Origin of the sequence: Candidatus Enterococcus leclercqii (genome assembly GCF_009933135.1) — a bacterium.
Taxonomy (GTDB): domain Bacteria; phylum Bacillota; class Bacilli; order Lactobacillales; family Enterococcaceae; genus Enterococcus_C; species Enterococcus_C leclercqii.
Map to the genome: position 1 here is coordinate 19,386 of NZ_MAEH01000006.1, position 22,510 is coordinate 41,895.

Annotated in this window: 22 protein-coding genes; 1 reads left to right on the plus strand and 21 read right to left on the minus strand. The window is 44.9% G+C overall.

Annotated elements, in window-relative coordinates:
* The first annotated feature begins 159 nt into the window (after nucleotides 1-159).
* Entirely contained in the window at nucleotides 160-711 is a 552-nt protein-coding gene (locus BAU14_RS01470; RefSeq protein WP_161898321.1) for a DUF1697 domain-containing protein, read from the plus strand.
* A gap of 78 nt (nucleotides 712-789) precedes the next feature.
* On the opposite strand, the gene BAU14_RS01475 is transcribed toward BAU14_RS01470, so the two are convergent.
* From BAU14_RS01475 to BAU14_RS01575, 21 genes are all read right to left on the minus strand, one after another.
* Complete coding sequence (locus tag BAU14_RS01475; protein ID WP_161898322.1) at nucleotides 790-1,995, minus strand: acetate/propionate family kinase; 1,206 nt, start codon at nucleotides 1,993-1,995, stop codon at nucleotides 790-792.
* A 39-nt stretch (nucleotides 1,996-2,034) separates the two neighbouring features.
* Nucleotides 2,035-3,039 carry a class I SAM-dependent methyltransferase gene (locus BAU14_RS01480; RefSeq protein ID WP_161898323.1) on the minus strand — a complete coding sequence of 335 codons (1,005 nt, stop codon included), beginning with the start codon at nucleotides 3,037-3,039 and terminating at the stop codon, nucleotides 2,035-2,037.
* Between the two features lie 531 nt (nucleotides 3,040-3,570).
* Complete coding sequence (gene comGG, locus BAU14_RS01485) at nucleotides 3,571-3,873, minus strand: competence type IV pilus minor pilin ComGG (protein WP_161898324.1); 303 nt, start codon at nucleotides 3,871-3,873, stop codon at nucleotides 3,571-3,573.
* 10 nt (nucleotides 3,874-3,883) lie between these two features.
* On the minus strand, nucleotides 3,884-4,354 hold the full coding sequence (gene comGF, locus BAU14_RS01490) for a competence type IV pilus minor pilin ComGF (RefSeq protein WP_161898396.1): 471 nt from the start codon (nucleotides 4,352-4,354) through the stop codon (nucleotides 3,884-3,886).
* Nucleotides 4,284-4,613: a hypothetical protein gene (locus BAU14_RS01495; protein WP_161898325.1), complete on the minus strand. Its 330-nt coding sequence runs from the start codon at nucleotides 4,611-4,613 to the stop codon at nucleotides 4,284-4,286. The genes comGF and BAU14_RS01495 overlap by 71 nt, the downstream gene beginning before the upstream one ends.
* Nucleotides 4,594-5,073, minus strand: a complete 480-nt coding sequence (gene comGD, locus BAU14_RS01500; RefSeq protein ID WP_161898326.1) for a competence type IV pilus minor pilin ComGD — start codon at nucleotides 5,071-5,073, stop codon at nucleotides 4,594-4,596. The genes BAU14_RS01495 and comGD overlap by 20 nt, the downstream gene beginning before the upstream one ends.
* Nucleotides 5,054-5,344: a competence type IV pilus major pilin ComGC gene (comGC, locus tag BAU14_RS01505; protein ID WP_161898327.1), complete on the minus strand. Its 291-nt coding sequence runs from the start codon at nucleotides 5,342-5,344 to the stop codon at nucleotides 5,054-5,056. The genes comGD and comGC overlap by 20 nt, the downstream gene beginning before the upstream one ends.
* A gap of 68 nt (nucleotides 5,345-5,412) precedes the next feature.
* Nucleotides 5,413-6,486 carry a competence type IV pilus assembly protein ComGB gene (gene comGB, locus BAU14_RS01510; RefSeq protein WP_161898328.1) on the minus strand — a complete coding sequence of 358 codons (1,074 nt, stop codon included), beginning with the start codon at nucleotides 6,484-6,486 and terminating at the stop codon, nucleotides 5,413-5,415.
* Nucleotides 6,407-7,354 (minus strand): competence type IV pilus ATPase ComGA, encoded by a 948-nt coding sequence (gene comGA, locus BAU14_RS01515; RefSeq protein ID WP_161898329.1) that lies wholly within the window; start codon nucleotides 7,352-7,354, stop codon nucleotides 6,407-6,409. The genes comGB and comGA overlap by 80 nt, the downstream gene beginning before the upstream one ends.
* Nucleotides 7,355-7,680: 326 nt before the next feature.
* Complete coding sequence (gene trmB / locus BAU14_RS01520; protein ID WP_161898330.1) at nucleotides 7,681-8,334, minus strand: tRNA (guanosine(46)-N7)-methyltransferase TrmB; 654 nt, start codon at nucleotides 8,332-8,334, stop codon at nucleotides 7,681-7,683.
* A gap of 115 nt (nucleotides 8,335-8,449) precedes the next feature.
* Complete coding sequence (locus tag BAU14_RS01525) at nucleotides 8,450-9,229, minus strand: phosphotransferase family protein (protein ID WP_161898331.1); 780 nt, start codon at nucleotides 9,227-9,229, stop codon at nucleotides 8,450-8,452.
* Between the two features lie 282 nt (nucleotides 9,230-9,511).
* Nucleotides 9,512-10,723 (minus strand): ABC transporter permease, encoded by a 1,212-nt coding sequence (locus tag BAU14_RS01530; RefSeq protein ID WP_161898332.1) that lies wholly within the window; start codon nucleotides 10,721-10,723, stop codon nucleotides 9,512-9,514.
* Complete coding sequence (locus BAU14_RS01535; protein ID WP_161898333.1) at nucleotides 10,723-11,460, minus strand: ABC transporter ATP-binding protein; 738 nt, start codon at nucleotides 11,458-11,460, stop codon at nucleotides 10,723-10,725. Before BAU14_RS01535 ends, BAU14_RS01530 begins: the two co-directional genes overlap by 1 nt.
* Nucleotides 11,461-11,805: 345 nt before the next feature.
* Nucleotides 11,806-12,387, minus strand: a complete 582-nt coding sequence (locus tag BAU14_RS01540) for a YesL family protein (RefSeq protein WP_161898334.1) — start codon at nucleotides 12,385-12,387, stop codon at nucleotides 11,806-11,808.
* Between the two features lie 134 nt (nucleotides 12,388-12,521).
* Complete coding sequence (locus BAU14_RS01545) at nucleotides 12,522-14,183, minus strand: ABC transporter (protein ID WP_161898335.1); 1,662 nt, start codon at nucleotides 14,181-14,183, stop codon at nucleotides 12,522-12,524.
* A gap of 23 nt (nucleotides 14,184-14,206) precedes the next feature.
* Nucleotides 14,207-15,082 (minus strand): carbohydrate ABC transporter permease, encoded by an 876-nt coding sequence (locus BAU14_RS01550; protein ID WP_161898336.1) that lies wholly within the window; start codon nucleotides 15,080-15,082, stop codon nucleotides 14,207-14,209.
* A 17-nt stretch (nucleotides 15,083-15,099) separates the two neighbouring features.
* Nucleotides 15,100-16,005 (minus strand): ABC transporter permease, encoded by a 906-nt coding sequence (locus BAU14_RS01555; RefSeq protein WP_161898397.1) that lies wholly within the window; start codon nucleotides 16,003-16,005, stop codon nucleotides 15,100-15,102.
* 133 nt (nucleotides 16,006-16,138) lie between these two features.
* Entirely contained in the window at nucleotides 16,139-17,068 is a 930-nt protein-coding gene (locus tag BAU14_RS01560; protein ID WP_161898337.1) for an ROK family protein, read from the minus strand.
* A gap of 2 nt (nucleotides 17,069-17,070) precedes the next feature.
* Nucleotides 17,071-18,093, minus strand: a complete 1,023-nt coding sequence (locus BAU14_RS01565; RefSeq protein WP_237580391.1) for a LacI family DNA-binding transcriptional regulator — start codon at nucleotides 18,091-18,093, stop codon at nucleotides 17,071-17,073.
* Between the two features lie 289 nt (nucleotides 18,094-18,382).
* Nucleotides 18,383-20,542: a glycoside hydrolase family 3 N-terminal domain-containing protein gene (locus tag BAU14_RS01570; protein WP_161898338.1), complete on the minus strand. Its 2,160-nt coding sequence runs from the start codon at nucleotides 20,540-20,542 to the stop codon at nucleotides 18,383-18,385.
* A gap of 2 nt (nucleotides 20,543-20,544) precedes the next feature.
* Nucleotides 20,545-21,984, minus strand: a complete 1,440-nt coding sequence (locus BAU14_RS01575) for a 6-phospho-beta-glucosidase (protein ID WP_161898339.1) — start codon at nucleotides 21,982-21,984, stop codon at nucleotides 20,545-20,547.
* Between the last annotated feature and the right edge of the window lie 526 nt (nucleotides 21,985-22,510).

Here is a 22,510-nt window from a genome sequence, read left to right on the forward strand (position 1 = left end):
GCCCAAAAACAAGACTGTTTTTTGCCACCGATTCGCGGTATAATAATGGTGAGAAGAGGATAGGCCCTTCTTTTTTTGTTTTTTTGGAAAATGAATAACCAGAAAAATTTCAGCTAACAAATCCTACTACACCAATGCCACCCAAAGGAGCGGATCAGCGTGAACTATATTCTTTTATTCGGCAGTCTCAATGTTGGCAAACAAAATCGCATCAAAATGTCTGATTTGAAGGCTTTTCTTGAAGATATGGGCCTGACCCACCTCCAGACTTTTTTACAAAGCGGCAATGTCTTGGCAAATTCTCCTCTTTCAACTGACGAACTGCGCCAGCTTATCAACAAAGAATTTGCTGAAAAATTTGGGTTTTCCAGTCTGGTCATTGTTATTCCCGCGGATAACTTCCAGCGAATTCCTGCTGAACTCCCCTTTACCCAAGCAGAAATCCAAAATGCACAGTCCTATGAGCCCACCATTAAACACCTTTATGTTTATTTTTTTGAAAGTGAGCTCTCAGCCGAACAACTAGCCACCGTTACCATCAACGGAAAAGATCGCATCAGTTATCAAAAAGACCTTCAAGTGCTCTATGTACTCTCTTATGATAGCGTTAGAACCTCCCCCACAATCCGAGCTTTAGGCAAGCTAAAGCTGCCTATGACCGCCCGCAATTGGAATACGGTTGAAAAATTAGTCACTGCCATCAACTGCTGATTTCACCAACATATATGATTATTGTGAAAAAAAGCCCCTTGTCCATCAGTTACGGACAGGGGGCTTTTAATATTGAGATTAGCGCAATTTTGCACCTAAACGTTGAACGTCACGGGCGATAACCAATTCTTCATCAGTTGGGATAACAAAGACTTTCACTTTGGAATCCGGTGCTGTGATTTCAGCTTCTTCCCCATGAATCAAGTTGTTGACAGTCGTGTTCAATTTGATACCAAACCAAGTCATTGGTTTCAGAACTGCTTCACGAATATAGGCCGCATTTTCACCGACGCCGGCTGTGAAGACAATCGCATCCACGCCATTCATAACTGCAATATATTGTGCAATATATTTGCGGATTCGGTCAGCATAGATTTCCAAAGCCAATTCAGCATCGTCGTTGTGGCTGGCAGCTGCTGCTTGAACATCCCGCATGTCACTTGAAATGCCTGACAAGCCCAGAATACCAGATTTTTTATTCAGGATATCGATGAAGTCGCTGACGTTTTCGATACCTTCTTTACGCATCAAGTAAGGAATCAATGAGGCATCCAAATCACCAGAACGAGTCCCCATGGTTACACCAGCTAATGGTGTGAAGCCCATAGAAGTATCAACAGATTTACCGCCTTTTACAGCAGTGATGGAAGCACCGTTACCGATATGGCAAGTAATGATTTTCGTTTCTTCTTCCGGCTTATTCAAAAATTCAATCGCCCGTTGAGAAACAAAACGATGGCTAGTCCCATGAGCGCCGTATTTACGTGCAGCATATTTGGTGTAGTATTCTTTTGGCAGACTGTACATGTAGTTGACAGCCGGCATTGTTGCATGGAAAGAAGTATCAAACACCGCTACTGACAAGATATTTGGCAAAATATGACGGAATGCTTTAATCCCCATCGCATTAGCCGGATTGTGAAGTGGTGCCAGTTCAGCTAGTTCTTCGATTTTTTCCAAAACGTCATCAGTGATGATGGTGGAATCTTTGAAGTATTCCCCGCCGGCTACGACACGGTGACCGACACCGGTGATTTCTTCATAAGAATGGATGATTTCCAATTCAATCAAATGATCCAACAGCATTTGTACTGCAACTTCGTGATCTTTGATGTCTTCCACTGTTTCAAATTTTTGGCCTTCGCCATATTTGATCGTAAAGATAGAATCATTCAAACCGATTCGTTCAACGATTCCTTTTGCGATAACTTTCTCAGTAGGCATTTGGTACAACTGCCATTTTAAGCTGGAACTGCCGGCATTGATTGCGATTGTTTTGCTCATATTACTAGGTCTCCTTCGATTGTCTGTGTAGTGGTTTTATTATAAATTCGAGGCTTTCCAGTCTTCGAATTGTTTAAAGAATTCGGTGATCTTCACTGGATCCTTCAAAGTCGCCAGTTTTGCTACCAATACTTCTTCTGCTTGACGGGCATGTTCGCCACGATTTTGCAGTAAAATAATACTCTTGCGGGACTCTTTGTTCAAAAACAGTTCGTCTGGCAGCTGAATAATCCCCTGCAGATAAACTCTTTCGGTGAAAAGTTTTTTCAATTGTGGCGCTTGCTGTGTTTCAAGAAAATTCGCCGGTAATAAGAAGATTCCAAAACTGTTTTCCTTCACGTAGGCCATTCCCTGTTCCATCAGCAGATGGTGAGCGTAACTGTGTCCTTCTGGAGCTGCGGTCAGAAAACGGGCAGCTTTTTCATCTTGCGGGTAATATCCCACCGGCAAGTCACTGATCACTGCATCCACTGGGTCCAACAACAAATCCTGCAACCCATCTTGGTGGAATAGCTGTAAATTAGCGCCTATCCATTCACCATCAGCGGCAGCCACAGCCAGCAGGGTTTCGTCGATGTCCACGCCGACACCTCTTACAGAACGTTTAGCCAATGTCAGATTTGTCAAAGCCGTTAACAACAGATTCCCCATCCCTACTGCCGGATCAAACACTGTCAGCGGTTTTTCCTGAGGATAGAGTTGTTCCAATAGATAGACGAACAAAAATCCGATACCGTCCGGCGTCAATTGATGATTCGGTTGCATTTTTTCAGTCTTGCTGCCTTTCAACAACAACAATTGGGACAACTTGCGAATATCTTCTGGCGCCAACGACAGTTCCTGCAACTGGCCATAGAGCTTTTCGATTCGCTTGGTAGTCAGTTCATCAGGACGGCCTTCCATCACACGGACTTGAAAATCATCCAGTTGATTTTCAACATTTTCGACATATGCATCAAGAAAAGAGGTTGCCAATGCATTTTGCAGCAATTGGATTGCCTCCAGGTTCAAATCAAAACTTTTTTCGATCTTTTCAGGGAACACATTGCCACCTCGCCTTATCAGTCATTTTTACAGCGGCAACCAGAAAATTTCACCTCAGCAAAGACTGCTGAAATCTGATTCGCTGTCTGACTATTTTTTAGCGGTTGATTATAACAACCAACATACCTGTACAATTTTAGCCGATTTCCCTTGATTTATCAACGGATTTCCCCCTTTTTCTTTGTGAAACAGCGAACAGTTTAAGCCGTTTCAATAACGAAAATCACCATGATTCAGCCCTTGTTACTTCAACAAAAATACCCAAATCAGCCCCGTCTCACCTGCTGTCTTTGGCAAAAACAGACAGCCAATTACTTTGCAGCTGCAGCCCTTGTTCAGCAAAGTAAAAAAGTGAGCCGGAGTCAATCCGGGTATCTGATAGCTATTTTCAAGCGCTATTTCGCTGTGAAGTTCTAAATAGCACAAACGCATGACTTCAGCTTTTCACAGAGTAGCATCAAGTCTTGTTTCCAATGTTGAGCCTGTTTTTTGTCTTCAATGAAACCAGTGAAGCTTACAACCAGATTTCCCTCAGTTGTCTGGCAGCACTTTGACATAACTGCGTCCGGCAATCCAGATTCGCAGCTTCAATTTGCCATGATCGCTTTCGTCACGGCCAAATTCAACATAACCGGTATTGAAGGTCATCCGGCCGTTTTCCGGACGCTCTTCTTCAGGCAGCTTTCGATAGTGATGCCAGAACAGCTCTCCCATGGTTTCTGCTATGTGGGCTCGCTGCGTACGTTGGGCGATGTCAGCAGTCAACCGTCGATTTTCGATAGCAGTGTAAAAGATAACACTCACTAAAAATAGCAGCCCGATGGCCGACAGCATAATTCCGCCTCTATGATTGATTCTTCGGTGGAGCGATAAGAACTTTGCCATAGCGCACCTTCCCGTCCAAAAATGTAAATCTAATCAACAAAGATTGCGTTTGCCTGGTGACACGTATTCCTTGCACACTCATAACCAGTGGCTGATGACCAGTGTTCAGTGTCTTGGCAAACACATTGTTAACCACGCGAAATTCTGCTTGCTTTCCGTTAGCGTCCTTATAGTAAAATGTGCTACTCGCAGCATTATAAAAGGTCAATCCTTTCATCTCTTCTTGCAATTGGACCATAGCTACTTCAAACTCCTGGTCCTGGTAGCTTGCCAAATAAATCTGGTTACGCTGACTTGATTGAATCACAGGTCCTACCAGCAACATACAAAGCCCCAAGACTGCCAGGGCGATCAGACATTCAATCAATGTGAAAGCTGGCAGTCTCCAGGCGGATTGCCAATTCTTGATCGTCATTGACCACTTTTCCATAGCGCTTATCCTCCGAAAAAAAGACCCGATAGACTTCCTCATCATAGTCTAACTGACGCTCCCGTTCCCCACCTTGCGCCAGATACTCTCGAAATTCTTCCTTCAATACTCGCGCGCAACGAACACGTCGATACTGCGCCTGCTCTTGGCTCAACATCTGTAAAGTCCCGGCGTGGTAAATCAAAATGCCGATACTCAGCATTCCCAGCGAAACCAGTGCCTCAAATAAAATGTATCCACTAGGTCGTCGTCTTTGCAAATCGTCCACTCCCCATCTGAATAGCATAAGTTACTGAATTTTTTCCACCGTTTACATAGAAGGTGAATTTCAGCAATTTTTGTGGGCTTCCAGTCCCTGAAGCAGTAAAGCCAAACGACACACTACTGGTGCCTTGCGTCTTAACCGCTTCAGGAAATGCTAGCGGTGTAAATCGATCCTCCGAAAAACCCCCGCCCGATCCGCCAGACGTGGCTTCCGTTACAAATGTCACGGTTTCAGTTGTTGGATCCACGGTGATTCCTGTTGCTCTTTTTTCGACAATTGCAATCTGCTGACAGACCAAAACCATTTTCTCAAAACGGCTGAAAAAACGTTGAATCGCCAACTCTTCCTGCCAATTTTTTAATGCAAGTACCGGTAGCAGGCTAAAACTTGCAATCACAAGAAGAACCAACAGCGACTCCATAACCGTAAAGGCGCTATGGTGTAATCTTTTCATAAGCTTCTTTTTGTTCCTCATTCAAGTAACCGGCTTGAACGAGCTCTTCCAAAGAGGGATCTTTTACCGAAAAATCAATTTCATAAAGCAGCTGTTGATTTTCCACTAACTGCACCAATGCATCGTCACTCTTCTTACTGGCGATTTCTTTTGATTTTCCGACATTTGGTACCAAGATGATGATCAGTACACCGATAATTAAAATCACGACCATGACTTCAACAAGCGTAAATCCGCGAGCTTTTCGCAACCATTTTTTCAATCTTTTCATAACGATTCCTCCTTTTTCACACAGCTAACCAACTTTTCCAATACCCCATTGAACTGCGCTTTTGGTAGCTACAGTACTTCGTTTAAGTTTCCATACAAGGGTAGAAAAATGGCCGCATATACGCTGACAATCAACAGTGCCACCAGTAAAAAAATCAGTGGTTGGACTAAATGCAATAGTTTTTCCATTCTTTGATAAAAGCGTTTTTGGGTCAGACGACTGTACAAAACCAACTCTGTTCCTAAACGTCCCTTGGTTTCACCTTGAAAGATAATCAGTGAAAACTCCGGTGTCAAAAAGTGATACTGGGCGAGACGTCTTGCTAATGGGATACCTTCTTGCAAACTCAAATCCAATTCACGGGAAAGCTGGTACATCAATGACTTTTTTGAAGTGATTTGCATCGTTTCGATGATTTGTCGCAATTCAAGGCCTTCTTGAAAAAGTTTGCCCCACTCTAGCGCAAAATAGCTGGTAACCAACAAGCGATAAAAGCCCCCCACGAGTGGCAAACGACTCCAAAAGGTGCAGCGCTGCAAGACTGAGCAGCGCCTAAACCACATCCGCAGCAACAAAAAGCCGATACACAAACACCCGACTAACCCAGCCAGCCAATAGGGCACCTCTGTCAAAAAGCGTACTCCCCAATGATCTTTTGCCATCATTCCTGTTGCCAAAAGCGGTGGGAGCAAAAATTGACGCATTCCCAGAAGCAGTGCCGTTACAAATATCAACAGCAATACCGGATAGGTCAGTGTCTTCAACAATTCCTGGCGTTGTTTGGCAGTCAACTGCATTTGTTGAGCAATATTGGCTAAGGTCGCCGTCAAATCTCCATGATGCTGAGCAAGCTGGATTTGAGCCTTTTCCTGCGACGTAAAAGACAAACACTCAAAGCACTCGGCCAACTCAGCGCCTATTGCTAAGCGATTGTGAAACTCCACCAAGCGCTCCGAAACAAAATGCCCAGAACGTCGCATCACCCATAGCGCCTCTGATAGGCTGAAGCCATTTTTCAATAGGTCTGTCAGCGTCTGAATGTGCTGTTGCTTCACTTGTGCATTAAAGTTCCCTCTCCATCTCAGCTGACGCCAGTTGCCCTTTTGCTGCCAACTGCTGAAGGTTTTTTTGCCAGTCTCCATAAGGCAGTTCCTTTCCTACAAAATCATATGCCAATAAAACTCCTAAGTGCTTCGCATCAAAAGGCAACAAACGCTGATAAATGATCCCTGCCAGACACTCGGCCAGCTCTTTTTCTCCATTAGCCAATTCATGGATTCGCCCACGAGTACCGGCAACCCCTTTTGCATGGACTGTGGCAAAAACGGTGACACCCGTCAATGCCGCTCGCATCGCTGCTTTGGCAGTCTCCGTATCTCTGATTTCCCCAATAATTAAGACATCTGGCCGGTGCCGTAGCGACAGTTGAATCAAGACATCATAGGTCTGACCGATTTTCGAATTGGTCTGTAGCTGCAAAAATGCCGGCTCTTCAATCTCTACTGGATCTTCAATCGCGATTACTTGCCCTTTCATTTGCCGTGCCAGCTGGTACATCAACGTCGTCTTCCCGCTACCGGTGGGACCGGAAAACAAATACAATCCCCGTCGTGAGACTGCCTGAGCCAAGACTTCTTGTTGCTCCGGAATAAAGTAGCGGACAGCGGCTTCTTTAAGCGGATGTAAAAACCGAATGACGAGGCTTTCTCTTGTCCGATAATCCCCTACCACCGACAAGCGCAACCGCTGCTGGACCCCCTCAAAAAGCGGGTAACTAATGGCACCTAGCTGTACTTTACGATTTTCGCCCACATCCATCTCCCCTAGATATTTGAAGCGGGTAATCAGCTGTTTGGCGCAGTTTTCCTCCAACTCTTGATAGACAGTCAGCTGTTGGCCCTTACGAAAGACTGCAGCCCACCTTTCTTGTTGGTATTGAATATAAAGATCTTGGACTGCTTCTGCTGTGCCGAAATGAATCAGCTCATCTGATAAGCCTTGGATATCCATTGTTCACCTCCTCAAAAAAAGATACGTCACCCTTTCGCTTTTGATTTCATTACTCAGCCAACTTTTCCAGACAAAATTTTCACCGGTTTCAAACTTTGCGCCGTAATAAAAAAGAACCCCTTCTCCAGTAAGCGTTAGGTTGCTGACAGCAGAAATTCCTCTGTTAGATGCGTCTCCTTTGATATACCGCAAAAAAAGGTGCTTCTACCTCGCCATTTTCCTCATCTTTCCGTGCTAAAGCACATCAAAAATAGTTGAGCTGATCCTGAAACAAAAAAAACTGCCTTCAAGCTGTCATTCAGCTCAAAAGCAGTTTGTGTTTAGCTTTATTTTTTGCGTTTATCGGGAAAGCGCGCTTCCACACGGTAGATTCGTTGCCCTCGTGAGGAAAATTTTTCTTCATATTCGGTCATAATATTGCCTTCAAAGTCACTGTTATGCAGATCCAGCCAAACTTTTTGAATAGTCATACCGTATTGAGAAAAACTACCTAAAGAATATTCGAAGAGTCCTTGATTGTCAGTCTTGAAATGAATCTCACCTGCGGGTTTCAAAACAGTTTCATCTACGGCCAAAAAATCCGGTGAGGTCAGTCGGCGTTTTTCATGTCGTTTTTTAGGCCAAGGATCGGAGAAGTTCAGATAGATTTGATCTACCTCGCTGTCTGCAAAATATTCAGTTAGCGCTGAGCCGTCTATGTGCAGCAGTCGAACGTTGTGGAGGTCTTTTTCCAACACTTTGTCCAGTGCATGAGAAACCACACTCACCTGCATCTCCACCCCGACATAATTGATTTCAGGATGTGCTTGAGCCATACCGGTGATAAAGTTTCCTTTTCCCATACCAATCTCGATATGGATAGGGTGGTCATTGCCGAACAGCTGTTGCCAACGACCTTTCCAGGCAGTCGCTTCTTCTAGGACAATCTCCGGATGCTCTGCCAACATTTCTTCGGCACCTTTACGTTTTCTTACTCGCATGGTCTTGTTTCCTTTCCGTTATTGCGGAGTGTCCCGCTGTCTCTTCGTTTTTCAATAAAAAACGGGTCCCCTCCGCCGGTGTCTTTGGCTGTACACGGCGGTGGGATCCGACTTGTCAATCGCTGAAGACCCGCTTCAGCTGAGTAATGACTTCATTCATGCGGTCAAAATCACCGCGATTGTAATATTTTTTGATCTCTTGAAGCAGTGAAAACAGAGCATACCAGTAAACTTTTTCCAAGTTTTCAGCAGAAGGCATCATGCCGTAGCTTAACAGCCAAGAACTCCAAGAAGATTTTGGTCGATAGTGACCTAAAAAGGTTCCAACATCTACGCAAGGATCAGAAAACATGATTGAATCCCAATCCACCAGGTATAGGTAGTGACGGCACACTAGCCAGTTACGATAGTTGACATCCCCGTGAACCACTGCTTTGTCCTTTTCATCAAAGGCGGGCACATTGTGTTTTAAATAATGGAACACCAACTGCAAAAAACGGTTGGTTTCTACCGGATGAGGCAATGCCAGTTGATACTCCTCCAGCATCATTTGGGGTGTTACGATGTCCCCACCGATTTTTTCTAACATTTGGATCAAAGTTTTTGAATGATGGAGTTGATACAAGACATCCACGACATCATTGCGTTGGCCGATCTCTTCTGGTGAGATCATCTGGCCTTCCAACCACTCTTGGGCAGAGAAAGTATCGCCGTTACCGGTTCGTTTGGTCCAGATTAATTTGGGAGTGATTCCTTCTTTGGAAAGAGCCGCCAACATGGGCGTGGTATTTCGTTTTACGAAGACTTTGGCATCATCTTTTAAGCCTAGATAGGCTTTGCCAGTGTCCCCTTTGATGGGGCTCAACTGCCAGTCTTGTCCTAGTTGAAATTCCATCAGCGGCGCTCCTTTCGCAAGCAGGATAATCAAAAACTTTGTCAGTCCGGCTGCCAGCTTGCAGTTGATGTGACTGACCTGACTGGGGCCTCATCCCGCCAGTCAAAACACTGTGAGATTGGGCTTTACAGCCTATTGACACGCTGAGAAGCCTCGAAGAATGTCTTCGAAGCCTATCAGCCGATCGTTTTTTACAAAGTAACACTTATTCTAGCTTCTCAACTGCTCTTCGTCAAGCGACTATACGTTCCCTTTTCGTTGACAGAAAGCGGTTTTCCCGCTTCAATCCGCCATTTTTTTGAGGCGAAGAGGCAGATAAAGATAATTAAATGCGAGGGCTACCCCAACGAAAGCTGCCAACAAAATCCCTCGATCTTGCCACGAAGCATAAGGAATACTGCCGATACCCGCAAAAATCACCGCCGCCACTAACAATAAAACCAACAGCAGCTGTTGCAACGCTTGTTTTTTCTGATCGGCGGCTATCGGATACAGGCGAATCAACACCATGTACTGAAACTGATTGTATAAAGGCGCCAGTTGGAACCCGATCAGGTAAAGAAAGAGGCCACCTAAGCCCACAGAAAACCAAATTTCATCGACAAAATACAGCAGTAAACCGCCAATCGCTACCAACCGCAGATACAAACCGCTGAACTCTGAGCCGCGCAACATCCGTCTTGCATAGAGATAAAGGTAAGTATGATCTTTATCCTGGGGAATTTTTGCTAAGAACTTGTCCAGATATTTCCGTCGTTTGACAGAAGCAGCAATCTGGGGCACATCCGTAAACAAGTTGATAAAACGATAGATTCGGTGCATCCGATTGGCTTCCAGTCGAATCATTTTGTCCCAATCTAACGGTCGCGACACCCGTACCCACAGTACCTGCCAAAAAACTACTGCTACTGCCAGCCCTGCTGCCGCAGCCAACCAAGGCATGACAAAGATTCCCAAGCACAAAGAGCAAAGCACGGCGGCTAGCCAAAGTAAATACCACCGTCTCTGATCCAGACTATTTTGGAATAAACGATAACGCTGTAATTGCAAATGTGCTGTTTTCAATCCCCAGACAGTCACCACTAATGGTAAAAAGTCGGCAAAGCTTCCTTGCCCGCTGACCACGTACAACGGCATCAGAAAGCCTGTTACCAAAAACAAGGTGACAAAAGGCAGAATCAGCGAATAGCGCAGCCCCTTTTCCAAATACCCTCGCATCTGCTTTTCTTTTGGCAATAAAAAAACAACATCGGCAGATTTAGTCAGACTCACAAAACTTCCCAGATGAACAGCCGCCGCTAAGACAATGATCACCAGAAATTGCCCTGGTAAAAATCCTTCGGGCAGTTTTTTCACCAAATCGGAGTAATACAACCCGATTCCCCCCAGCAGGAAAGTACAGGCCAAAACAAAGTGGTCATTGAATACATAGCGTAAATAGCGCATCATCTGCTTTTGATGCAGCTGTAGACGCCGCTGAAACAGCTCTTTCATCAGACACCACCTGCTTCTTTCGTCAGGCTCAAATAGATTTCGTCCAGTGACGCATCTTGCAGTCCAAACTCTTGTCGCAGATCATCAATCGTCCCTTGTGCCCGAATCTTGCCCTCGTGAAGCAGGATAAAGCGGTCGCAGTATTTTTCTGCCGTCGCCAGAATATGGGTGGACATCAAAATTGACGCTCCAGCATTTTTCATCTGACCCATCAGCTCCAACAGTGAATTGATTGCCAATGGATCCAGACCTAAGAAAGGCTCATCAATGATGTACAGTGCCGGCTCGATCAAAAAGGCGCACAACACCATTACCTTTTGCTTCATTCCTTTAGAAAAGTTCGCGGGAAACCACTCCAGCTTATTATCTAAACGAAATGTTTTTAGCAGACTGTCCGCTCGCTGCATCGCTTCTTCCATGGGAATATCATAGGCCATGGCCGTGATTTCAATATGCTCTTTCAACGTCAGCTCTTCATAGAGTGCCGGCGTCTCGGGAATGTAGCCAATCTGTTTACGGTAATTTTCCGGATCAGTGGCCAACGTCATCCCATTTAAAGTAATACTGCCGGACTGGGGTTGCAACAAGCCGATAATTTCTTTAATCGTGGTACTTTTACCGGCACCGTTGAGACCGATTAGCCCCACCAGTTCCCCGTCTTTAATTTCAAAATTCAAATCTTTTAACACCGGTAGCTGACCATAGCCGCCGGAAAGATGTTCGATAGTTAATGTCATGTTCTAAGCCTCCGTATTTGCTTAACTTCCGGTAAAGCTCTAAGCTGCTACGCTTTGTTGATCCATTAAAGCCTTACTGAAAACTACCAGATTATTATACCACGGCAAAAAGGCGGCGACAGCTGGTGGCAGCTTTTATCAAAAGATAACGATCTGCTGTCAGCTCCTGTAACAGTATTCTTTCATAACTGCCAAGCTGTGCTCTATGCTTGAAACTCCCCGTTTATCAAGCAGGCCCCAAAATTTTCTTTACAATCAAAGCTTTGTCGTTACTTATCAGCGGCAAGAAACGATTGGCACCAGACAAAAAAATCCCCGCCGATACAACAGTGGCGAGGAAAAATTTTAAGCCGTGGCAAATAACGGAATCTGCCGTTGGTACAGCTGTACATAGAGTGCCATCGGTCCGCTAATCAAAAAGAGATAAAAGCCTACAGCAAAATCCGGCATTAAGAAATAGCAAAGACCAGCAAACAAGAGCAGCGGCCAAACCAATTTATACAACGTCATCAAAGTAATCACAAACGTCATACGGAACAAATCAAAGTAACCGTTGTAGTTAAAGGACATCTGGGTCAGGTACAAATTCAAGTTATACATGCCCAAAAACAGTCCGAAAACCACCAATAACAATTTGAGAGTCAAAGAGCCTGACAGGTTTGACTGCATCAGCCCCATCATAAAGACCCCGGAAAATACATTGAAAAATCCCAATGGTAGACTGCTCCAGAGATTTTTTTTGAAGTATCGGAAAAACGGCTTGAGGATATGCGGGTCTTCCGTGTGCTTTAAGGTATTGACCAATGCCGCAAGTGCCGGCGCCAAGGTGATGATTGGCAGTGCTGCCACCAAAAATAAGATATTCGTAAGCATGATTCGATAGATCCAAGTTGCGATTTTATAAAATTTACTGTCGATACCAAACATCAGCAAAGACCGCCTTTCATTCATTTGTGACTTTGACTATGTAATGGAAAAACAGCGACAGATGAGCCGCCGTTTTTCCGAGCACTTTTCGAAGCCAACAAGTAGTTGTTTCTTCGATAAGAAAGAGGAGTGGTTTATTTCAATTTTTCGATGTTTTCTTGGATTTTTTCATTGCGGTGATCAACAATCTTGTCCCAGCCATTGTTGTCGCGGCTTGCCAAGTAGTTATCCCAGATTTGTTTGCCTTCGTCTTCAGACTTAGCTTGGATTAGAGAAACCAACGCTTGTACCCGTTCGGTATTGATCTTAGTCAAATTACGGGCTTCGCTACCGGTTTTCGGATCGATGTCTTCAATTTCGAAGCGCGGTGCCAATTTGTCAGATGCCCATTCTACCATTTGACGGATAGAAGTTGCTGGTTTTTGTCCCATTTGGATAGCGTAGTTGTCGTTACCTACGAACCAGTAAGAGCCCAAGCCCACTGTCTTATCGAATTTGGCAATATCAGCATTTCGCAGATCTTCTGTTTCTTTAGAGTATTCTACTTTGCCGTCTACCAAGTTATACGTTTCGCCTTCCACACCAAATGTTGTTACCATTGTGCCGTATTCAGAAGCCAGGTAAGTCAAGAGTTCCATTGCTTTTTGTGGTTCTTTAGTAGAAGTAGTGATGAATGTTTGTGTCCACCCACCAATGTTCCCGCCTGAGAAGGTTGGGTTTTCACCTTTAGAGTTTTTCGGTCCGTCAACAGCGATATAGGTTTCTTCAGCGTTACGGGCATTGTTATCTGACATGAATTCGTTCAAGCCTTTAGTGTTGGTGTGCAGATAAGCAAAGTAACGTCCTTGACCCAATTTTTCTTTCATCGTGTTGTCATTGTCAGAAAATTGGTCGTTGGTGATAAAACCTTCGTTGTAAGCTTTACGGAAGGTTTCCAACCACTTCAAGTATTCAGGATCGCTGTCGCGGTCATTGAATTTGCCGTCTTTTGAAGGAGCGATATTCAAGAAGTCTTGCAAAATCCCGCCGTATGCTCCGTCACCACCGTTTGCAATATCCAATGCCGTTGAACCAAATGCGACTAGATCAGAACCGTCATCTGCTTTTGGAAAAGCTTCTTTGGCTTTTTTCAAAGCATCCAGGAAGCCTTCTGGAGTAGACATATCCGGGCTGCCGATTTTTTCATAGATATCTTTACGAACGATGAAGACTTGGTCACCAACAACATTGCCGTCATCGTAGTCTTTTTTAGTTGTAGAGAAAGAAGGATAACCATAGATATTGCCATCTTCCAACGTAAACCATTTCAGAGATTCTTTTTTGGCTGCGTGTTCCGTGAAGTATGGATCGTATTTTTCTGCCAATTTGTTCAACGGCAAAGCAAATTTTGGCGCTTCAGTCGCCGCAGATAAGTTTTTGTCAAAGGTCATCAAATCAGGCAAGTCACCGCCAGCCAACATGGTGTTTAGTTTTTCATCGTTCCCAGAAATAAACTCAACATCAATGTTCATGTCGTCTTTAATTTTTTTAGTTACGGTGTCTTTGGCCCAGCCTGGTTGTGCATACCAGTCAAAGTTGACATACCATTTCAATTTTGCAGCATGATCTGTGTCTTTTTGCCAGCTTGGTGTTTCTTTATCAGCCTCAAAACGAGCTTCTGGAAGCTTATCTGCAGCGGCTGCGCCTTTGGATTCACTGCCGCCAGATTTACTAGAACCGCCACTGCCGCAAGCAGCTAACGTGATCAAACTCAACATAGCGATACCTGTTGTCATCAATACCTTTTTCATCTTCATTTGTGTTTTCTCTCCTTAATTAATTATTCTTTTACTGAACCAAGGGTCATTCCTTGGATAAAGTACTTCTGTAAGAATGGATAAATAATTACTACCGGTACAGTCGTCACAACCATCGTCGCCAGCTGCATGGACTGCGATGTGGTATTACGAACTACGTTGGCCCCAGTAGCAACGGCCGGTGACAAGTTATCAGAAACGATACGGAACAAGAGCATCTGTAGCGGATACAAGCTGCGGTCATCCACGTAAATATTGGCTGTCATATAGTCATTCCACTGGTAAACCCCGTGGAACAAAGCAATCGTTGCCAATACCGGCAGTGACAGCGGCAAAATAATTTTCACGAAGACGACGAAAGGATTTGCGCCATCCATCATGGCTGATTCTTCCAGTGAGTAAGGAATACTGCGAAAGAAATTCATCAAAATCACCATGTCGTAAAAAGAGAATAAAACCGGCAGAATATAAACCCAGAAATTATTCAGCAAGCCCAACTGTTTAAACAACAGGAACGTTGGAATCATCCCGCCAGAAACGAACATGGTCAAAATTCCCAAATTCATATAGAGCTTACGACCGATTAAATTACGTCGGCTCATCCCATAAGCGACCATCGACGTTACCAACGTGTGGAGCACCACCCCAATCAACGTCTTTGAAACCGAGATTAGAAAGGCCTTGTAGATTGCTTTGTCTTCAAAAACCGTCAGATAGCTTTCAACAGAGAACTTGCGGGGCCAAAAGTAGATTCCGCCTCTCGCAGCATCCGTGGCATCATTGAAGGACAGCGCCACGATATTCCACAGAGGTAGCGCGATGATGGCCAAAAAGAAAATCATGAAGATTACATTGACGACATTGAAGATTTTTTCATCTTTGGAAAAATTTTGTTTCATCGTTTTCTCCCTCCTTTTTAGAATACGGACTCGTCACTAATCTTCTTGGTGAAGAAGTGACTGCCGACAACCAGAATCAATGAAATCACCGATACGAACAAACCAATGGCGGTCGCATAAGAGAAGTCCCCTTGACGAATCCCCATCTTATAGACGAAGGAATTGATAACTTCACTGGTTTGATAGTTCACAGGATTTTGTAACACCAAAGTCTGATCTAAGTTTGAACCCAACAGCCCGCCGACAGATAAGACGAAAGTCAATGCGATAATGTGGCGGATTGATGGCAACGTGATATTCCAAATTTGATGCCATTTGCTGGCGCCATCCATTCGAGCTGCTTCGTACAATGCCGGGTTAATACCGGTCATAGCGGCGATATATAAGATTGTGTTCCAACCGACTTCCTTCCAGATGTCAGATAATACGGCAATTGCCCAGTATTTATCAGGATCGGTCAAAAAGCGGATTGGTTCTTTGATCATGCCGAAGTCCATCAAGATATTGTTTACCAACCCGGTATCAGACAACCAAGTAATGAACATGCCCCCGAGAATTACCCAAGATAGAAAGTGGGGCAGATAAGAAACCGTCTGCACGACTTTTTTCAAGCGAACATTGACGAGCTCGTTGATCAAAACTGCCAACAAAATGGCTGCTGGAAAACCGATTAACAGTTTCAAGAAGCTGATTCCCAGCGTGTTTTTCATTACTGTCCAAAACATTGAATCACTGAAAAATTCTTGGAAATACTGTGTCCCTACCCAAGGTGCATTGGCGATTGTGTCTAATACCGAGTAGTCTTTAAATGCGATAATGATGCCGTAAAGTGGAATGAAGTTGAAGACGATCATCAACAGAACTCCCGGCCAAACCATTGCCTGGAAGAAACTCTGTGATCGCAACCGTGCCCAAAACCCCATTTTTTTGCGGGGGGGACGGGGTGATTTAGTAACCTTGTTTTCCAACTTGCTAACCTCCTGATTTTTTTGTCAATATACAGTTGAATTTTCACTTGTATTGAAGCCCTTACATTTCCGACCTTCGCAAGTCTTTTTAAATCAATGTCTGGTGCAATTGATAAACAGCACCGATCATGCCGGCATCGTTTCCTAATTTGGCAGACAAGATCTTGTTTTCGACAATTCCTTGCAGGTAATCCAAGCTGTGATGGCGGCTGATCAATTCCGCTAGCGTTTGCTTCAAACGATTCATGAAAGCTTCATTCGCACTGATGCCACCACCGATCAAGATTGCCTCTGGATCAAAGCAGCTGATAAGGTTCAGCAGTCCCACTGCCAAATCTCGATAAAAATCTGCCAACACCTTTTCAGCAATTTGTTCGCCGGCTGCCGCCCGTTCCATAATTTCTCGAGCGTCATTTACCGGAGTCAGCTCGCTTGCAGCGCTTGCCAATGCTAGCTGGTACTGATAACACAAGCCACCCACGACGGCTGCTCGCTGATTCATAGAAACTGTCTCCAAGTCACCGGTAGCCGGTAAGCGATCCATCAACATCCAACCAAATTCGCCGGCCATGCCGTTAAAGCCTCGATACACTTGGCCGTTTGCTACGATACCGCCACCGATACCGGTGCCCAGTACCATGCAAAGATAATTTTCCATCCCTTGCGCGTTACCAATCCAACGTTCTGCGATGGCAGCGGCATTGGCATCATTTTCGACTTTTACCGGCAATTGAACCCGCTTGGCAATCGCTTCTTTTAAATTAGTGCCGTATAACGGTTTAATAGCACCGGCTGTCAGTAAATAGCCGTTTGCTTTGATGATGCCTGGTGCGCTGATCCCCACCCCAAGGATGTCTGTATGCTCTGCTTGATAATTGGTGATAATTGCGATGAGGTCTTCAATAAATTGGTCCTTGTCATGGTTCGTGTCGATCATAGCCTTTTCAATGACCTCGCCGGCTGTAGTGATCAACCCGAATTTCGTGTGGGTTCCCCCAACGTCGATCCCGATATACACGATTACTCCTCCTGTCTGATACTCGTTGATTCTCTGATGCACAATTTCCCTTCCAAAACAAAGGAGGTTCCGGTGGCCTGCTCATTGATGAGATCCAGCAGATGATCCACAGCTAAGATGCCTTGTTCCTTGATAGGATTACGCACCGTAGACAGCTTCGGGGTGAAATATTCCAGAAGATCAATGCCGTCAAATCCCATCACGTTGAAATCTTCCGGAACCCGATAGCCCATCTGTAAAATTCCTTTAACGCTCCCGATTGCGCTCAGGTCATTGCCAGCCAGAAAAGCGGTGGGCAGTTTTTTTGGCGGATTTTTGAGAAATTCTACCATATTCTCAAAGGCCGCCTGTTCTTCAAACAATCCCGACAGCATCAGCTCTTCTTCCACCGGAATTCCTGCGGCTAACAATGCATCCCGATAGCCGGCCTCCCGACTGTCCGCATCGAATACTCCGTCGACTCCTTTGATAAACCCAATCCGGCGGTGGCCCATTGCCAACAGTTGTTCTGTTGCTTCTCGCCCTTTGTCATAGGAATCAAACACGACACTGCCGATAGTTTCTGAGCAGACATCTCGATCAATGAAGACGGCTTTAATACCTTCTCGCTTCACAGCATCTAAATCTTGCGGCGTTAAAAGATCTTCAAAGCCGATGATGCCATCCACAACACTGCCTAAAATACTGTTCAATACCACTTTCTTGTCGTAAGAGATGAATACGTTGATGCCGTAGCCGCGTCTCTCGGCTTCTCTAGCCATTGCTTCCACTAAAATACTGAAGTAAGGCCCGCTGATACTGGTCGTATAAAATCCGATCATCTTCGTCTGAGCGTTTTTCAGCTGCTTACCCATTAAATTGGGTACATAGTGGAGTCGTTCAGCTGCTTCTAAAATTTTTTGTTTCGTGTGGGGTTTCACCACATCGACGCCGTTCAAGGCCTTGGAAACTGTTGCGATGGAATAGCCAGATTCTTTGGCTACATCCCTGATGGTGATTCGATGTTTTGTTACCAGTTTTTTCACCCCCGGTTTAAGCCTCTTACTTTTGCAAGATTTGGTATTTTTGGACTTATGATACAGTCTTTTTTACCTTGAAAGCCTGCAAGGTAGAGCCTCTATATAAAAACGTTTTTATTTGTGAGATGAACAAAAATCTTCATTTCTTAATCACATTTGTATCATAATTAAAAACGTTTTCAAAAACAACCGTTTATGGTAGTTGTGGCTGTTGTACCGCGGTCTTGATACCTGATCCGCGATGGTACAACTCGTACCACCGCGAATCTGATATGTTTCACTGACTTTGTGAAAATCATTTGATTAATCGGAAGCTGCCTACTTCTTTGGCAGTAGCAGAACTGAAGCCAACAAACACATTGAATTCACCACTGTCACTTCGCATCGTCAGATCACTGTGCACATAGCGCAGATCTTTTTCAGTCAACGTAAAGCTGAGCTGCTGCGACGCTCCACCAGCGATTGTAACTTGCTGCCATTGTTTTAATTCCATCATCGGCAAAGCAATTTCAGCTACTAAATCTTCTATATATAATTGGACTGTTTCTGTTACAAAACGATGGCCTGGATTTCGCAAGGTTACTGATACTGTCAGTGTGCCTGTTTCCGACAATTCGGCAGTTGAAAGCTGAGTCTTTTCAGCAATCAGCTCACCATAAGTTAAGCCGTGACCGAAAGCAAACAGCGGCGTATTGTCTTCATCCATATAGCGGGAAATGTATTTCTGATCACTATTTGCCGATGTCATTGGTCGACCTGTCGATAGCATCCGATAACTTAGTGGGAGTTGACCGACAGAGCGAGGGAAACTCATTGGTAATTTACCAGTAGGTGCACTGTCTCCTAACAAGACATCCGCAATGGCTTGCCCACCACGGCTGCCTGGGAACCAGACTTGTAATATGGCCTTTGCCTGTTCTGCTACCTCAGTCAATGCCAGCGGTCGACCGCTGAACACGACGAGTACAATATTCCGATTTACTTCACTGACTTTTTGGATCAGTTCTTGTTGACGACGAGACAAACGAATGTCTGCAAGGCTGGCGGCTTCACCTGCTTCTTCAGAAGTTTCACCGACAGCCAAGATTACGACATCTTGGTTTTCAGCTGCTTGACAAGCCGCAGCAATTTCGGCATCTGTCAGTACTTGTCCGTCCACAAAAGGTACCAGCGTCACTTCAACCGGCTTGCTTTGCAGACCGGCTGCTAATGAGACAGCTGCTTTTGTTTGGCCAATCCATGACCAGGCCCCCAAAATATCTTGCGAATCAGCTTTTGGACCAATCAACGCTACCTTTTGTCCGGGGGTAAGTGGCAACAAGTCCTCTTGGTTTTTTAACAATACTTGGGTCTTATGAGCAGTTTCCAGCACCGACTTTTCCACTTCTCGGGCATCGAATTTTTCTGTGATTCCTGCTTCAGTCAATCCTCGGTAAGGATCTTCAAAAAGTCCTAAATCGTTTTTCAAATGCAAGATACGCATCACTGCTTCATCCAATCGACGGAGGTCTTCTTCAGAAACCAGCCATTCTTCTAATCCGGTCAAATAGCAGTCACTCATCATATCCATATCGACGCCGGCCTCAAATGCCAGCTGTGCTGCTTCTTTGCGATCCGCTGCTACTCGATGGGCGATTAATTCCATAACTGCGGCCCAATCAGAGATTAACACGCCATCAAAAGCCAATTCGTCTCTTAATATTTTCTGAATCAGTTCTTTATTAGCAGAAGAAGGTATGCCACGCACGGTGTTAAAAGAAGTCATCACCAGTTTGGCCCCTTCTGCCACTGCCCCTCGAAAAGCTGGCAAGTAATTACGGTACATTTCCAGGTCGGAAAAGTCTACTGTGTTGTAATCACGACCGCCTTCTGCAGCACCATAGCCGATAAAATGTTTGACGCAAGCCGCCAGTCGTTCCTTGTTTTCTGCTAATTCCCCTTCTGCTCCTTGGTAGCCGCGCACGTATGCCCGAGTCAGCGCTTCAGAAAGCACCGGGTCTTCGCCGTTGCCCTCCAGTACCCGTCCCCAACGGGCATCTTTCATGTAATCTGCCATGGGAGAAAAGGTTACCTGAACGCCAGCTGCGGCGGCCTCTTTTGCAGACAAACGCGCTGCTTCTGCCACTGTTTCCGGATCAAAGCTGGCTGCCAGCGCCAAAGGAATCGGATAAATCGTTTCATAGCCATGAATCACATCCGCCATAAATACTAAGGGAATCTGCAAACGATTGTGGGCCAGATAGTCTTTTTGGATGTGGTAGACTTGCTCTGCTGTGTGGGTTCCCAAAACGGAACCAATCTGATACAGCTTTTCTGCTGTCAGATTCCATTCCTGCATCGGCCCAGTGATTTCGCCGCCTTCACTGAAGAAATCCGGCGTCAGCTGTACGAGCTGCGCCACTTTTTCGGTGACTGTCATTTCTTGCAAAAGATCCTGCAATTTTGCTGTTTCCATGTTTAAAGCTCCTCTCCGTTGGTGGCAATCACTTGTTGATACCAACCAAACGAGTCTTTTTTACTCCGAGCTAACGTGCCGTTGCCCTGATTGTCTTTATCCACATGAATGAAACCGTAACGTTTTTCCATTTCACCAGAACCAAAGCTCACCAAATCGATGATGCCCCAAGGAGTGTAGCCCATCAAGTCGACACCGTCTGCGGTAACTGCTAATTTCATCTGTTGGATATGTGCTTTCAGGTAGTCACTGCGGTAAGGATCGTGGATGCTGCCGTCTGCTGCCACCTGATCGTAAGCCCCAAAACCATTTTCTACGATGAATAAAGGCAGCCCATAGCGCTCATAGACAATATTCAGGGTATAGCGCAGTCCTACCGGATCAATCTGCCAACCCCAATCACTTGCTTTGACATATGGGTTTCCTACCATTTTTGCGTTAGGAAATTCTACGATTGATTCTCCTTTAATGTCTGGAAGGGTAGTAACCGCCCCGGACATATAATAACTAAAGCCGATGTAATCCACACAACCTTCAGCCAATGCCGCTTCTTCAGCTGGCGTGACATCGATAGTAAAGCCGCGACTTTCCCAATAAGTTTTCGCATAACTTGGAATCACGCCGCGAGCATGAATGTCACTGTAAAAGAAACGGCGATCCATGACTTTTACTGAAGCCATCAAATCTTCCGGGTTGCAAGAATACGGATAAACCGGAACATAAGCCATCATGCAGCCAATCATAAAGTCAGGGTTGATTTCATGTCCTGCTTTGACAACTTTTGCACTGGCAATCAATTCATTGATCGCCGCTTGGAAAATAATTGCTTCTTTGTCTTCACCAGCAGCAATCTTGACTGCTGAATTCGTCCAGGTATGCAATTCATGTTGCCCGTCAGCTTGATTATTGATTTCATTGAAAGTCATCCAGTATTTTACTTTGTTGCGGTAACGAGTCATGACCGTCTTGGCATAATGAAGGAAGAAATCAATCAATTTTTTGTTGCGAAATCCGCCGTATGTTTCATATAAATGATAGGGAATTTCAAAGTGAGAAAGGGTGATTACCGGCTCAATTCCGTTTGCCAACAGCTCATCGAACAACTCATCATAAAATTGCAGCCCAGCTTCATTCGGCTCTGTCTCATCCCCTTTAGGAAAGATCCGCGTCCAGTTGATGGAGGTCCGGAAAGCTTTTAATCCCAATTCTTTAAACAGCTGGATATCTTCTTTGTAACGATGATAAAAATCGATGGCTTCATGGTTGGGATAATATTCATCCGCCAACACACCCTCTGTGATTTTTCGGGGAATGCCATTTCCTCCGGCTGTCATCACATCTGCGATACTCAAGCCTTTACCCGCTTCATTCCAACCGCCTTCCACCTGGTGAGCCGCTACTGCACCGCCCCACAAGAATTCTTCTGGAAATGTTTTATTCATTTTATTCACCTTTTTTCTAATGGTCTGCAAAACACCCTGCTTTTGTTTTGCAGCCGGAAAGTCTGCTACCGGCTCAGCACGCTTTTGCTGGCAACCTAGTAGGACTTGACTGCCCAAAGTATAAGTAAAAACGTTTTCAGGTACAAGGTGATCCGCAGCTTCCGGTAAATGTACCTGACTTTTGGGATATACACCATATTGGTACCGGCCGTACCGAAGATAGCGACTGATTTACCGGCGAAATTAAAAAGGGAACTTCCGCTACGCTGGCACTTGCTCATTTTTTGAGTCCTCGCAAGTAATCTGGACTGTCTTTCAAGTAGAAAAAAGCTAACAGTCTGATTCAGGTAAAGACTGACTGATACTGACTTTTCTTAATATTTTTGATTATGAAAAAAACGGGCATCTCCCACTCAATTAATGGAAGATACCCGTTGGCTGATGTCTCGCGCTTATTCATATTTTCTTTGTAGGACGACGATAGAACTATTCTCACCGCGTTACACTTCAGGAAAATGCTCTACTT

Excerpts from the sequence above, each read along its gene's own strand:
- comGA (WP_161898329.1), bottom strand. The coding sequence starts at position 7,354 with ATGGATATCCAAGGCTTATCAGATGAGCTGATTCATTTCGGCACAGCA.
- BAU14_RS01540 (WP_161898334.1), bottom strand. The coding sequence starts at position 12,387 with ATGTTTGGTATCGACAGTAAATTTTATAAAATCGCAACTTGGATCTAT.
- BAU14_RS01555 (WP_161898397.1), bottom strand. The coding sequence starts at position 16,005 with ATGGGGTTTTGGGCACGGTTGCGATCACAGAGTTTCTTCCAGGCAATG.
- BAU14_RS01575 (WP_161898339.1), bottom strand. The coding sequence starts at position 21,984 with ATGAATAAAACATTTCCAGAAGAATTCTTGTGGGGCGGTGCAGTAGCG.
- comGB (WP_161898328.1), bottom strand. The coding sequence starts at position 6,486 with ATGGAGACTGGCAAAAAAACCTTCAGCAGTTGGCAGCAAAAGGGCAAC.
- trmB (WP_161898330.1), bottom strand. The coding sequence starts at position 8,334 with ATGCGAGTAAGAAAACGTAAAGGTGCCGAAGAAATGTTGGCAGAGCAT.
- comGF (WP_161898396.1), bottom strand. The coding sequence starts at position 4,354 with ATGGAAAAGTGGTCAATGACGATCAAGAATTGGCAATCCGCCTGGAGA.
- BAU14_RS01475 (WP_161898322.1), bottom strand. The coding sequence starts at position 1,995 with ATGAGCAAAACAATCGCAATCAATGCCGGCAGTTCCAGCTTAAAATGG.
- BAU14_RS01525 (WP_161898331.1), bottom strand. The coding sequence starts at position 9,229 with ATGGAATTTCAACTAGGACAAGACTGGCAGTTGAGCCCCATCAAAGGG.
- BAU14_RS01550 (WP_161898336.1), bottom strand. The coding sequence starts at position 15,082 with ATGAAACAAAATTTTTCCAAAGATGAAAAAATCTTCAATGTCGTCAAT.
- comGC (WP_161898327.1), bottom strand. The coding sequence starts at position 5,344 with ATGAAAAGATTGAAAAAATGGTTGCGAAAAGCTCGCGGATTTACGCTT.
- BAU14_RS01530 (WP_161898332.1), bottom strand. The coding sequence starts at position 10,723 with ATGAAAGAGCTGTTTCAGCGGCGTCTACAGCTGCATCAAAAGCAGATG.
- BAU14_RS01570 (WP_161898338.1), bottom strand. The coding sequence starts at position 20,542 with ATGGAAACAGCAAAATTGCAGGATCTTTTGCAAGAAATGACAGTCACC.
- BAU14_RS01535 (WP_161898333.1), bottom strand. The coding sequence starts at position 11,460 with ATGACATTAACTATCGAACATCTTTCCGGCGGCTATGGTCAGCTACCG.
- comGG (WP_161898324.1), bottom strand. The coding sequence starts at position 3,873 with ATGCTGTCGGCCATCGGGCTGCTATTTTTAGTGAGTGTTATCTTTTAC.
- BAU14_RS01545 (WP_161898335.1), bottom strand. The coding sequence starts at position 14,183 with ATGAAGATGAAAAAGGTATTGATGACAACAGGTATCGCTATGTTGAGT.
- comGD (WP_161898326.1), bottom strand. The coding sequence starts at position 5,073 with ATGAAAAGATTACACCATAGCGCCTTTACGGTTATGGAGTCGCTGTTG.